Here is a 12,732-nt window from a genome sequence, read left to right on the forward strand (position 1 = left end):
TGGGGGGCGTAGGTGGTCCGGTGGTAGCCCCAGCCGCTGGTGAACCGGTGCGCCGGCACGCCCGCACCCAGCCACCGCCCGTCCACGCTGAACCAGATGCCGTCGAGCAGTTTGATCGGCGGGGCCCAGAAGCCACCCATCTCGCCTCGGGTGTGGAACCCCATCGCGGGATACAGCCCGTCGGCGGTCGACGTGGCGTACAGCTGATCGCCGATGACCACGGCGCGTCGGTCGGCCAGTCGCGTCGTCTCCGACAGCTCCGGCGACCGGGTCAGGACGCCGGTCGTCGTACCGACGCCCTCGGCGCCGGCCGGCACGGCCAGCACCGACAGCGTGAGCGCGATCGCCAACACGACGCCAACGAGACGTCCACGGACTCGACGCATTGCCATCCCCCCGGTTCAACACCCGGCCTCCCCCGGGATCACCCTGGCCCGTCGTGACGACCGCCGGCGGCGGCCTCCCTGTCGGTGGTGCATCGACCGCCGACACCTCGTCGGGGTCGTCCAGCTGCAGCCGCGCTAGCCCTTCACGCTGCCGGCGGTCAGGCCGGCGACGATCCTGCGTTGGAAGATCAAGGTCATGATGATCAGCGGGATCGAGATGACCACGCAGGCGGCGGTGATCGTGCCGATCGGACGCTCGAACTGGCTCGCACCCGTGAAGAACGCGATGGCCGTGGTGGCCGTCTGCACCTCGAGGTCGCGTGGTGCGAATGTGCTCGCGATCAGGAACTCGTTGGTGGCGTACACGAACACGATGATCGCCGCGGCGAACACACCCGGCGCCGCGAGCGGCAGCACCACCTTGTAGAAGGTCTGCCACGGCGTGGCACCGTCGACGCGCGCCGACTCGGCGAGCTCCATCGGGATCGTCGAGAAGAATGTCACCAGGATGAAGATCGTCAGTGGCAGCGTGAACGCGATGTAGGGGATGTACAGCCCTGGGTAGGTGTTGAGCAGCCCGAGCGCGCGCCACGCCTCGTACAGCGGAGGCACAAGCGCGACCGGCGGGAACAGGCTGGCCGCCAGCACCCCCGACATCCACAGGACCTTCTTCTTCAGCGGCAGCCGTGCCAGCGCGTAGGCCGCGAAGCTGCCGATGACGATGCAGATGACGGTCGTGAAGATCGCCACCACGAACGTGTTGCGCAGGTTGTAGATGAAGTTCTGCTCGAACACGGTCTGGTAGTTGCTGATGCCGAACGGGCCCTGGAAGATGTTCGGGTCGTTCAGCGCGTCGTTGCCCTGCTTGAGGCTGGTGCTGATCAACCACACGAAGGGGAACAGACACCACGCGAAGATGGCCAGCAGCAGCACCGCCTTGCCGACCTTGCGGGCGGTGGTGTCCTCGGTCGAGGCTGCCGCTCTCCGCTGGGGGGGCGGCGCCGTGGTCTCGGTGGTCTCGGCGTCGATCGTCTGACTCATGGCCTACTCCTCCACCCCGATGACCAGATCCCTGCCGAGCGCAGAGATGAACACGATGCCGATCGCCAGGACGATTGCGAACGTCAACGTCGAGAACGCCGAGCCCAGTCCGGGGTCGGGCGTCTGCACCACGAACTGCTGCACCAGGACCGACAGGGTCTCGGTGCCGAACGCGCCGTTGGTCATCACTGCCGGCAGGTCGTAGATGCGCAGGGCGTCGACGGTGCGGAACAGCAGGGCCACCAGGATCGCTGGCCGCAGCAGCGGCAGCGTGATGTTGCGGAACCGCTGCCAGGCGGTGGCGCCGTCGACGCGCGCGGCTTCGTACAGTTCCCCCGGGATGGTCTGGAGACCTGCAAGCAGCAGCAGTGCCACGAACGGCGCCGTCTTCCAGACATCCGCGAAGATGACCGCGAACATCGCCCAGTAGTCGGCGCCCAACCAGTTGAAGTCGGCGGGGACGAACGGGAGCACCGAGTTGATGAAGCCCGGTGTGATGTTGAACATGAAGAACCACATCTGGGCGCTGATGACCGTCGGGATGACCCACGGGATCAGGATGGCCGCCCGCGTGACGCCCCGACCGAAGAACGCCCTGTTCATGATCAGCGCGAACACCATGCCGATGATGAACTCGAAGAACACCGACCCGACGGTGAACACGAAGGTCGCGATCACCGAGTCCCAGAACCGCGGGTCGGTGGCCGCCTCGATGTAGTTGCCCAGGCCCGCGAAGCCGGTCCGCTGGCGCCCCTGGTAGGCCCACAGGCTCAGGAAGGCCGCCCAGATGATCGGGAAGCCGGCGACCAGCACCATCGCGGTGACCGACGGCGCCATGAAGGCGCGGGCCAGGGTGCGCTCGGACATGCCCTGGGGCTGCGACCTCGGCGGCTCGGACTGCTGTCCGGCGCTCGCGGTCTCCTCGGTGTCGACGGCCATGCCTAGCCCTCCAGTTGGCTGGTCAGCTCGGTGTTCAGGTCATTGATCGTCGGCCCGACGGGCGCGCTGCCGTTGTACGCCGGGAAGATCGCCTGCTGGATGTCCTGGCTCAGGAAGTTGTACGACGGGACCGGAGGACGCGGCTTCGACTGCGGCAGGATCTCCGCCAGCAGGCTCATCACCGGGTCGTCGGACAGCTCGTCGTAGACGTCCTCGCGGGTCGGCGGCAGCGAGTCCTCGGCGAGCATCTTCTGGGCCTCCGGGTCGGTCGCGGCCCAGACGACGAAGTCCTTGGCCTCTTCGGTCTTCTCCGAGTAGGCGTTGACCGCGAGGTTGAACCCACCGAGCGCCGACACGGTGCCCTCCCCCGTGAACGTCGGCAGCGGTGCGATGTCGAACTTGCCCTCCACGGCGCTCGGGTTCTCCTCGTCCTCACCCTGCATCAGCGAGTAGGCATACGGCCAGTTGCGCATGAAGACGGCTTTGCCGCTCTGGAAGGTGTTGCGCCCCTCCTCCTCCAGCATGGTGTTGAAGCCGGGGGCGAACGTGCCGTCCTCCAGCGACGTCTGCATGAACTCAAGCGCCCGTTGCCCGGCCTCGTTCTGGTCCAGTACGGCCTGGCTGCCGTCCTCGTTCACCAGCTCGCCGCCGGCACCCCACACCAGCTCGAGGTAGTTGACGACCAGTCCCTCGTACTGGGAGCCCTGACCGACGTATCCGCCGATGCCCTCCCGCTCGCCGATCTCCTTGGCCATCGTCGCCAGCTCGTCCCAGGTCTTGGGTGGCTCGTCGACCAGGTCGGAGCGGTAGTAGAGGAACCCCGCGTTGGTGTTGAACGGCGCCGCCCAGACCTCCTCCTGGTGCAGGGCGGACTCCAGCGCCGGGTCGAGCACCACACCCTCGAGGTCGCCGCGTCGGTCCTCGAGCTTCTCGATCCAGCCGTTGACCGCGAACTCGCCCGTCCAGATCACGTCGAGGCCCAGGATGTCGAACGTCGGGCTCTGCGCCTGCAGCTCGTAGGCCATCTGCTCGCGCTGCAGGTCCGCTTCGTCCGGCAGCGGGACCAGCTTCACGGCAGGACGCGACGGGTCCTGCTCGGTGTAGAGCGTGGCGATCCTCTCGTTCACGGCGCCCGGTGCGGCGGACGCGCCACCGACGGCCCACACCAGGTCATCGGGTCCCGCACCGGTCGACGACGGCGCAGGCAGGCTGCACGCGGCGGCGAGCAGTGCGAGCACCACGAGCGCGGCCACCCTGCGACCGGCACCCACGGCCGGGTTGCGCGCCCCCCGCCCGCGTTGCCTCCTTGGTCTCCGGTTCGGAGCGATCGGTCTGTTCCAGCGCATTCCACCCATGGCCGTGGTATAGACGAAAAGAGCCGATCTGGCTAGACCCCATCGTCGCCACGTCGTGGAAAGGGCGTGCTCATCACGACCCTTGCGTCCCTGCACACCGCGGTCGGTGGCGGTGCGGTGCTGATCACGGCATCCGACGGTGGTGTTACCCCGGACGGGGTCACCGGCCTCTATAGCGGCGACCGCCGGCTGCTGTCACACCTGGCCCTCACCGTGGCCGGCCACCACCATGAACTGCTCGACAGTGCAGACCCGGGTCCCGACCGGCGCACCCTGCACCGGCTGGTCCGGGATGCCGCGGGACGGCAGCGGGCGCTGCTGTCCCAAGTGCACCACGTCGACGGCGGCCTGCGCGTCGATCTGACAGTGCGGTCGCTCGGTGGCGAGGTCACGCTCGAGCTGGTCATCGACGTCGCGACCGACCTGGGTGACCTGCTCACGCTGCGTTATGGCGAGCCCCCACCGCCGCCCGTGCCCTACCGCCCGGCCGGCGCCGGGCTGGTCGGCGGGGACACCACGGTCGGGGTCGAGGTGACCGCTGGCGAGGCGATCCTGGACCCCACCGGTCGGGTGTCGTGGACGGTTACCGCCACCCCGGGGGTGTCGCGCACCGTCGGGATAGACGTCGCACGCCGGCCGCGACGGCGATCGTCCGCGCCCGCCGTCGCCGACGTCGAGGTGACCGGCGACCACCGGTGGCACCGGGCCGTCGCGTCGGCGCGTGCCGACCTCGTGGCCCTGCACATGCACGACGACGAGCGCGGGCTCTCGTGGATCGGCGCCGGCGCGCCCTGGTACATGGCGCTGTTCGGCCGCGACGCCCTCCTGACGGCCCACCAGGCCCTGATCCTGGGCACCGGCCAGGCGCTCGACGTCCTCGAGGCGCTGGCGCACTTCCAGGGGACGACCGACGACGAGCGGACGGGCGAGGCACCCGGCAAGGTGCTCCATGAGCTGCGCACCGGCGACAGCGGCGTCTTCGGGCTGGCGCCCTGGCAGCCGTACTTCGGGTCGGTCGACGCCACCCCGCTGTTCGTCATGCTGCTCGCCGAGGCGTGGCGGTGGGGCGCGGACGCCGATCGGGTGCGCGCGCTGCTGCCCGCGGCCCGCCGCGCGGTGGCGTGGTGCCGCTCCGTGGCCGAGGCAGACGCAGGCGGCCACCTGACCTACGACGCCGACCCCGACGGGCTGATCAACCAGGGCTGGAAGGACTTCCCCGACGCGATGGTGCACGCCGACGGGAGCATCGCACCACCGCCGATCGCGGTGGTCGAGGCCCAGGGCTACCACTGGCGGGCGCTGCGCGACCTCGCCGAGCTGGAGCGGCACGTGGGGGATCCGGTCGCCAGCGACAGCCTGGGCGCCGAGGCCGCGGGCGTGCGGTCACGGGTCCTGGCGGCGTTCCGCTCACCCGCCGACCACGTGCTGGCCATGGCGCTGGACGGCCACGGACGCCCTCTGGAGGTCACGTCGAGCAACGCCGGCCACCTGCTGTGGGTCGGCATGCTTGACGCCGCCGACGCTGCGGCGCTGGCCGACCGGCTGACGGCGGCGGACATGGACAGCGGGTGGGGCCTGCGCACGTTGAGCAGCACGGCGGCCGCGTACGACCCGTTGTCGTACCACCGCGGGTCGATCTGGCCCCACGACACCGCCCTCGTGATCGACGGGATTGCCCGCGCGGGACGGCAGCGGCGCGCCGCGAACCTCATCGACGGGGTGCTGCGGCTGGCCGAGCACGCCGGATGGCGCCTGCCCGAGGTGGTCGCCGGATACGGCGTCGACGAGGTCGACGCACCTGTGCCCTACCCCACCACCTGCAGTCCACAGGCGTGGAGCGCCGCGGTGCCGCTCGCCCTGCTGCGCACGCTGCTGAGGCTCGACCCCGACGTGCCGGCGGGCAGGGTGGCGCTCGGGCCCGCACTGCGCGATGACGTGACCCTCACCGTCACGGGCATCCGCCTCGGCGCCCACCGCCTCGACGTGTCGCTCGACCGCGGCCGCATCTCCGCGCGCACCGACGCCCCCCTCGATGTCACCGTGCGCGACGAACCAGATGTGTCATCGGATGCACGATGACCCGATTCGGTCATCCACCCGGCGGTGCAGCCGCGTCACGGCAGGCCCGCCCGTGGTGTCAGACCGTGTGGTGGTAGCGGTCGCGTTCATAGGCGGCCCGCGCGATCTGGAACGCGCGGTCGTCGTCGTTGCGCTCGATCTGCTCGAACTGGCGGCGGACGCGCTCGGCGGCGCGGACGCAGAACGTCTCGGCGATGAACGGCTCGTCGCCGACCATGCCCTGCTCGGGGTGGTCGAGCACGTCGGACACGCGCGCCAGCGTCGCGACCTGCGCGAAGATGTCGGTCACCGCCGATGCCAGCCGTTTGTGCTGCGCACCTCGCAGCTTGATCGCCTCGCCGTGGTGACGCAGCAGCTTCTCGGTCACCGAGCGTAGCTGCTCGACCTGCTCGCCGACCTCCCGCGCCTGTGCGGCGAAGCGCTCGTGGGTCAGGGTCAGCTTCGGGGGCTGGACGCGCCGGCGGACCATGCCGCCGACGTAGTCGGCCACCACACCGACGGCGTTGATCGGGTCCCGCAAGTCCAGGTGGGACAGGCCCGACAGCTGCGCGGCGACCGGCTCGATGCCATTGAGCGCGATGTAGCTGCGCAGCACGTCGTTGGCGCCCTCGAAGATCGGGAAGATCCTGATGTCGCGCAGCACCTTCTCGTACGGCTCGGTGCGCATGTAGGCCCTGCCGCCGGCCAGCTGGAAGGCCCGGTTCGCGGCCGCCCAGATGAAGTCGGTCCCGGCGACCTTCACGATCGCCGACTCCAGCGAGAAGTCCTCCAGGCCGCGGTCGACCATGCCGGTCGTCAGGTACGCCATTGCCTCCAGGCCGTAGGTGTAGGCGACCATCCAGCCGATCTTGTCCTGCACCAGCTCGAACTCCGCGAGCGGCCGGCCGAACTGCTCGCGGCCGGTGACGTGGGTGATCGCGAGGTCGGTCAGGCTGCGCGCCGCCGCGACCGAGGCGGTGCCCAGCGACATGCGCCCGTTGTTGAGGATCTCCATCGCGATGGTGAAGCCCTCGCCCTCGGACCCGAGGACGTTGGCCCTCGGCACCCGCACGTCACGGAACGACAGGCGGCGCAGGTCGTTGGCCCGCAGCCCCATCGTGTCGTAGCGCTTCCCGACCTCGAAGCCATCCATGCCGCGTTCGACCAGCAGCGCGACGTGCGCACCCGCGGGTGTGCGCGCGAACGTGGTCAGCACGTCGGCGCGCGAGCCGTTGCCGATGTAGCGCTTGTCGCCGTTGAGGATGTACGAGCCGTCGGCCTGCAGCTCCGCGGTCGACTCGAGGTGGTAGGCGTCGGACCCGGCGTTGGGCTCGGTCAGCGCGAACGCCGCCAGCCTCCGGCCGCGTGCGAGGTCCGGCAGGAACCGGTCCTTCTGCTCCTCGCTGCCGAACAGGTGGATGCCCTTGTAGCCGATCGACTGGTGGACGCCCAGCACGATCCCAAGCGTCGGGTCGACCCCGCTGATGGCCTCGAACATCCGGCAGTAGGCGGTCTGGCTCAGCCCGAGCCCTCCGTGTCGCGGGTCGACGAACAGGCCGAGCAACCCCATGTCGCCGAGCGCGTGCAGGACGTCGTCGTCGATCCACCGCGCCTCCTCGACCGCGCGCGCGTCGTAGTGCTCCGCGGCCCAGTCGCGCAGCTGTCCGGTCAGCGCGTCGACACGCGCATGCTCGTCGGCGGCCATGCGGGGGTAGGGCGTGACCAGTCCCTCGTGCAGTTCGCCGAGGAACAGCGGCTTGACGAACGACGGTGCGGTGTGCCGGGTCACCGCGGGGACACATCCGCGGTGAACGACCCGCCCCGCTCGGCGACCTCGATCAGCAGCGGTGCCGGCGTGAAGCGCTCGCCGTGGTCCGTCACCAGGGCGCGCAGGCGGTCGACGACGGCGCCGGGACCGCGGTCGTCGATGTAGCGAAGCGGGCCGCCGAGGTGCGGTGGGAAGCCCAGCCCGAAGATGGCGGCCGCGTCGCCGTCGCGCGGCGAGCGCAGCACGCCGTCGCCGAGCGTCCATGCCGCCTCGTTGGCCATCGCCAGCACCGCCCGGTCGACGATCTCGTCGCGGCGCGGCGCCGGCCGCGGTGACCGTGCCACGAGCTCGTAGATCGACGGGTCGACCTCACCGCGGACCTGGCCGCCGTCGTGCTGCTGGTAGCGGTAGAAGCCGCGACCGTTCTTGCGGCCCTCGCGCCCGTCGTCGACGACCGCCGCCATCGAGGGCGCCGGCGCCATGCGGGAGCCGATGCCCTCCTGCAGGATCCCCGAGATCTTTGCGGCGACGTCGATGCCGACCTCGTCGACCAGGCGGAACGGTCCCACGGGGAAGCCCAACTGCTCCAACGCGGTGTCGATCGCGTCGACCGACGCGCCGTCGGCGAGCAGGTGCGCCGCCTCGTTGATGTAGGGCCCGAGGATGCGCGACGTGTAGAAGCCCGGACCGTCGCCGACCACCACGACCGTCATCCCCTGGCGTCGGCCGACGTCCACCGCGGTGGCGGTGGCCCGCGGGTCGGTCCGCGGCCCCTCGACGACCTCCAGAAGCGGCACCCGCGGCACCGGCGAGAAGTAGTGCATGCCGATGACCAGCTCCGGCCGGCGGTAGCCGTCGGCGATCTGGTCGATGGGGATCGACGACGTGTTCGTCGCGATGATCACCTCATCAGACGTGACCTCGGCGACCTCCTTGAGCACCTGGTGCTTGACGGCGAGGTCCTCGACGACGGCCTCGATCACCAGGTCCACGCGGCCGAAGCCGCGGTAGTCCGTGCTGGGATGCACCAGCGACAGCACGCGGTCACGCTCGTGGGCCGTGATCCGCCGCCGTTCCACGCGTTGATCCAGGTAGTCACGGATCGAGCGCATGCCGCGGCGCAGCGCCGCCCGATCGACGTCCTTCAGGCGCACCGGCAGCTCCGCACGGCTCGTCGTGACCGCGGCGATGCCTGCACCCATGAGGCCGGCGCCGATCACCGCGACCTTGCCGACGTCCCGCGCCTGCTCGGCCGCAGCGCGTGCCTCGCGGCGCAGCTGCTGGCGCATGTCGAGGACGCGCATCAGGTTGCGCGCCTGCGGCGTCACCGCGAGCTCGCCGAACGCCTGCGCCTCGGCGGCGTAGCCGGCCCGTGCACCCTGCTCCACGCCGGTCCGGACCACCTCGATCGCGCGCAGCGGCGCCGGCAGGTTGCCGTGGGTCCTCGCGCGCACGTTGGCCTCGGCCTGGCGGAACAGAACCGCCCGGCCCGCAGGGTTGTCCTCCAGCAGCGCACCGCGGACCCGCTCGATCAGATCCCGGCGCCGACCGTCGGTGCCGTGCGACGACGCGAGGGCGCGTGCCCGATCACACGCGACGTCGACGAGGATGGCCGGGTGCACGACCTCGTCGACGATGCCCATGCGCCGCGCACGCGACGCCGACACGTCCCTGCTGGTCAGGATCAGGTCGAGCGCCTGCTCGATGCCGACCAGCCGCGGCAGGCGCTGTGTGCCACCGGCACCGGGGATCAGCCCGAGCTGGATCTCCGGCTGGCCGAAGCGGGTCGCCGGGTCGTCGGAGGCCACGCGGCCGTGACAGGCCATCGCCAGCTCCATGCCGCCGCCCAGGCACGCGCCGTGGACGGCGACGACGACCGGTGTCGTGCAGCCCTCGATCCGGTCGAACACACGCTGTCCGTCACGTGACAACGCCACGCCCTCGGCGACCGAGCCGACGCCCGCGAGCATCTCGATGTCGGCACCGGCGATGAAGCTGTCGGGCTTGCCACTGGTCAGCACGATCCCACGCACGTCCCGGTCCGCCTCCAGGTCGTCGAGCAGGCGCTCGAGCTCGGCGCTGAAGTCGGTGCGCAGCGTGTTCATCGACTGACCTGGGACGTCGAGCACGACGATCGCGACGTCGTCTCGGCGCTCGACCGTGAACGCGGACTGCATGTCGTCCGCCCTGTCGCTGTCAGTGGTCGAGGTCACGTCATGCCTCCAGGATCATGGCGGCACCCATGCCGCCGGCGGCGCATGCGCTGCACAGCGCGACGCCACCACCGCGCCGGCGCAGCTCGTGCAGGGTCTGGGCGATCTGCCGCGCGCCGGTCGCGGCGAACGGGTGGCCCAGCGCGATCGATCCGCCGAGCACGTTCACGATGTTCCAGTCGACTTCGCCGATCGGCTCGTCGACCCCCGCGTAGCGTTTGCACATCTCGGCTGACGCAAACGCCTGCGTGACCGACAGCACCTGCGCGGCGAAGGCCTCGTGCAGGTCGATGAGGTCGAGGTCGTCGAACGCGACGCCGGCGCGCTGCAGTGCGATCGGCGTGGCGCTGACCGGACCGAGCAGCAGCTGGTCGGCCGGGTCGAGCGCCGTGAAGGCGTAGCTGCGCAGCCAACCGAGCGGCTCGCGTCCCTCGGCCTCGGCGCGGTCCTCGCTCATCAGCAGGAGTGCTGCGGCACCGTCGGTCAGCGGCGAGCTGTTGCCGGCCGTCAGCGTGCCGTGGTGGCGGTCGAAGACCGGGGCCAGATCGTCGTAGCGTCGCCGGTCGCTGTCGAACCGCACCGTCGTGTCGACGTCGACCGTCTCCTCGTAGCGCGGCGGCACGTCGACCGACACGACCTCGTCCGGCAGCTTCCCCTCGTTCCAGCCACGGGCGGCCAGCACGTGGCTGCGGTGTGCGAAATCGTCCTGGGCGCTGCGGTCGATGCCATTGATCTTGGCCATCCGCTCGGCGGACTGTCCCATCGTCTCCTGGGTCGACGGCTCGGTGAGGTCCGGCGGCCGCGGTGCCAGATCCCCGGGGCGCACGTCGGCGAACGCCTGGACCCGTGCTCGCAGCGACCGCGCCTCGGCGGCGGCGCGGAACGCGTCCTGTAGCGCCGGGGACACCAGTACGGGAACGTTGCTCGCGGACTCGGCTCCACCGGCGACGCCACAGTCGATCACGCCCGCAGCGATGGCCTGCGCGATGTTGACCGTCGTCTGGTAGCTGGTGATGCAGGCCTTGCTCACGCTGTATGCCTCGACCGTGGGCGGCAGCCCGGTGCCCAGCACGATCTCGCGCGCGATGTTCGGCGTGCTCGGATCCAGGATCACCTGCCCGAACACCACCTGTCCGACCGACGAGGGATCGACGTCGTTGCGGTCGACCACCTCCGACACGACGTGACGACCCAGGTCGATCGCCGTCATGCCGGCCAGCGCCCCCGCCCGCTTGGTGAACGGCGTGCGGACGCCGTCCACGATCGCTACGCGTCTGCCATTGCCCTCCGCCATGCGGCCCTCCTCAGCCGGCCAATCCACGGGTGGCGCGACCGGTGGTCAGCGCCGACCGGTCCCCATGCTACCGAGCGGTAACCTCGGTCATGCAGCTACGTGGGACGACCTGGCGAGCCGCGACCGCACACGGGGATAGGGTTGCGGCATGCTCGATCCGACCCACGCTTTCACCATCGAGTTCTGCGTCCCCTGAAGCTATGTGGAGCGCGCCGCCGGTCTGGCGGCCGAGATCCTCAGCGGCTGGGCCCCCGTCATCACCGACCTCCGGCTGGTGCCATCGTCAGGCGGACGCTTCGAGGTCACGCTCGACGACGAGGTGATCTTCTCGAAGAAGGCGCTGGGGCGCCACGCTGCCCCCGGGGAGGTCGTCGGCGAGGTCAGGGCCCGCCTGGGCCCCGAGGTGCTCGAGGAGCGCTAGGCCAGCGTCGGTCGCTAGCCTGAGAGTGAGCCCGTGTCAGCCGTCGCGCTGTGCAGCAGGCGGTGCAGCAGCGCGCGGCCATAGGCGTTGGCCGCGTCCGTGTCGCTGTACTCCATGCGGTGGCCGTCGACGTCGACGACGCAACGCAGCCCGGTCGGCGTGCGCTCGAGCGCGATGAAGCGATCGCCGAGCAGCTCACGCAGCTGCCCCTCACCGGGCAGCCAGATCACCTCACGCTGCATGATCGAGTCGAGTGCCCATTCGACCGTGCCGTTGAACGCGATGAGCTTGCCGACCGGTGATGAGCGCACGTCGATGGTCATCTCACTGATCGAGAACACCTGCCCGTCCAGGTCGCGGTCCGGGATCATGAACTGGTCGCCGCTGGCGGGTTCCCACCGAAGCCCGGCGTCGCGCAGCTCGCGGGCGAGCTTGACCGAGATCACACATCATCCGATCGTCGTCGTCATCTCCGACGTCAACCAGCGTACGCATCCGGATGCGCCGCGGCCCCGACGATCCAGCATCGCCGGTCGGTCCCATAGGATCGGTGCGTGCAGACCGCCGCCCAGATCATCGCCGCGCTCGACCTGGCGCCGCATCCTGAAGGCGGCATCTTCCGCGAGACGTGGTGCCACGACGCCGGACCCGACGCCCGCGGCGCGGGTACGGCCATCTACTTCCTCCTGCGCGATCGGGACCGGTCGCACTGGCATCGAGTCGACGCCGACGAGCTGCAGCACTTCCACGCTGGTGCACCTCTGACGCTCTGGCGCGCACCTGACGCCTCGACCGCGCCGGACGAGGCGGTGCTCGGCGTCGATCTGGCCGCCGGCGAGCAGCCACAGCTGCGGGTGCCGGCCAGCTGGTGGCAGGCAGCGGAGTCGACCGGTGACTGGACCTCGTCAGCTGCGCGGTCTCGCCCGCGTTCACGTTCGACGGCTTCGAGCTGGCGCCCACCGACTTCGAACCGGGTGGCTGAACGGCACGCCTGCCTGGCGTGTCCACCTGAGACCCGGACCCGCATGATGCGGCCGAGCTGATAAGCGGTCCGTGCAGTCTCGGAGCCAGCACGCTCGGCGCCAGCATGCGGACGCACCGGTGGCCCGCCGGTGTAGGCGGGTGTCCGGTGCGCGGGGTCGTCGGTGTGTGGTGCGTGCTCGACCGCGGGGGTCGGAACGCGGGCGCGTTGCGCGGCGGTCAGGTGCCGCGTCGCGGCCACGATGGCACGCACCGCAGCCCACGACACCACCCCGG

At 70.5% G+C, this 12,732-nt stretch carries 11 protein-coding genes; 3 read left to right on the top strand and 8 right to left on the bottom strand.

Annotation, left to right across the window (positions count from 1 at the left end; translation table 11 throughout):
- The 4 genes from VK923_00610 to VK923_00625 form a co-directional block, all read right to left on the bottom strand.
- Window positions 1–353: hypothetical protein (locus VK923_00610; protein HSJ43168.1), on the bottom strand; the 353-nt coding region annotated here is incomplete at its 3' end.
- Window positions 354–521: 168 nt separating this feature from the next.
- Entirely contained in the window at window positions 522–1,427 is a 906-nt protein-coding gene (locus tag VK923_00615; GenBank protein ID HSJ43169.1) for a carbohydrate ABC transporter permease, read from the bottom strand.
- A 3-nt stretch (window positions 1,428–1,430) separates the two neighbouring features.
- Window positions 1,431–2,366: a sugar ABC transporter permease gene (locus VK923_00620; protein ID HSJ43170.1), complete on the bottom strand. Its 936-nt coding sequence runs from the start codon at window positions 2,364–2,366 to the stop codon at window positions 1,431–1,433.
- A gap of 2 nt (window positions 2,367–2,368) precedes the next feature.
- Window positions 2,369–3,619, bottom strand: coding sequence for an ABC transporter substrate-binding protein (locus VK923_00625; GenBank protein ID HSJ43171.1), 1,251 nt, complete (start codon window positions 3,617–3,619; stop codon window positions 2,369–2,371).
- 168 nt (window positions 3,620–3,787) lie between these two features.
- Here VK923_00625 and VK923_00630 point away from each other — a divergent pair, with 168 nt between their 5' ends.
- Window positions 3,788–5,800 carry a glycogen debranching N-terminal domain-containing protein gene (locus tag VK923_00630; GenBank protein ID HSJ43172.1) on the top strand — a complete coding sequence of 671 codons (2,013 nt, stop codon included), beginning with the start codon at window positions 3,788–3,790 and terminating at the stop codon, window positions 5,798–5,800.
- 58 nt (window positions 5,801–5,858) lie between these two features.
- On the opposite strand, the gene VK923_00635 is transcribed toward VK923_00630, so the two are convergent.
- From VK923_00635 to fadI, 3 genes are read right to left on the bottom strand one after another with little or no spacing between them, the layout of a single operon-like run.
- Window positions 5,859–7,568 (bottom strand): acyl-CoA dehydrogenase family protein, encoded by a 1,710-nt coding sequence (locus VK923_00635; GenBank protein ID HSJ43173.1) that lies wholly within the window; start codon window positions 7,566–7,568, stop codon window positions 5,859–5,861.
- A complete protein-coding gene (gene fadJ, locus VK923_00640; GenBank protein ID HSJ43174.1) occupies window positions 7,565–9,760 on the bottom strand; it encodes a fatty acid oxidation complex subunit alpha FadJ in 2,196 nt (731 codons plus the stop codon). The genes VK923_00635 and fadJ overlap by 4 nt, the downstream gene beginning before the upstream one ends.
- A 1-nt stretch (window position 9,761) precedes the next feature.
- Complete coding sequence (fadI, locus tag VK923_00645; protein HSJ43175.1) at window positions 9,762–11,054, bottom strand: acetyl-CoA C-acyltransferase FadI; 1,293 nt, start codon at window positions 11,052–11,054, stop codon at window positions 9,762–9,764.
- Between the two features lie 202 nt (window positions 11,055–11,256).
- On the opposite strand from fadI, the gene VK923_00650 reads away from it, so the two are divergent.
- Window positions 11,257–11,475: an Rdx family protein gene (locus tag VK923_00650; protein ID HSJ43176.1), complete on the top strand. Its 219-nt coding sequence runs from the start codon at window positions 11,257–11,259 to the stop codon at window positions 11,473–11,475.
- 14 nt (window positions 11,476–11,489) lie between these two features.
- Here VK923_00650 and VK923_00655 read toward each other — a convergent pair whose 3' ends face one another.
- Window positions 11,490–11,921, bottom strand: coding sequence for a hypothetical protein (locus VK923_00655; protein ID HSJ43177.1), 432 nt, complete (start codon window positions 11,919–11,921; stop codon window positions 11,490–11,492).
- Between the two features lie 108 nt (window positions 11,922–12,029).
- Here VK923_00655 and VK923_00660 point away from each other — a divergent pair, with 108 nt between their 5' ends.
- Window positions 12,030–12,518 carry a cupin domain-containing protein gene (locus VK923_00660; protein ID HSJ43178.1) on the top strand — a complete coding sequence of 163 codons (489 nt, stop codon included), beginning with the start codon at window positions 12,030–12,032 and terminating at the stop codon, window positions 12,516–12,518.
- Window positions 12,519–12,732: the final 214 nt, after the last annotated feature.

This window comes from Euzebyales bacterium (assembly GCA_035461305.1).
GTDB lineage: Bacteria > Actinomycetota > Nitriliruptoria > Euzebyales > JAHELV01 > JAHELV01.

Excerpts from the sequence above, each read along its gene's own strand:
- fadI (HSJ43175.1), bottom strand. The coding sequence starts at position 11,054 with ATGGCGGAGGGCAATGGCAGACGCGTAGCGATCGTGGACGGCGTCCGC.
- VK923_00620 (HSJ43170.1), bottom strand. The coding sequence starts at position 2,366 with ATGGCCGTCGACACCGAGGAGACCGCGAGCGCCGGACAGCAGTCCGAG.
- VK923_00615 (HSJ43169.1), bottom strand. The coding sequence starts at position 1,427 with ATGAGTCAGACGATCGACGCCGAGACCACCGAGACCACGGCGCCGCCC.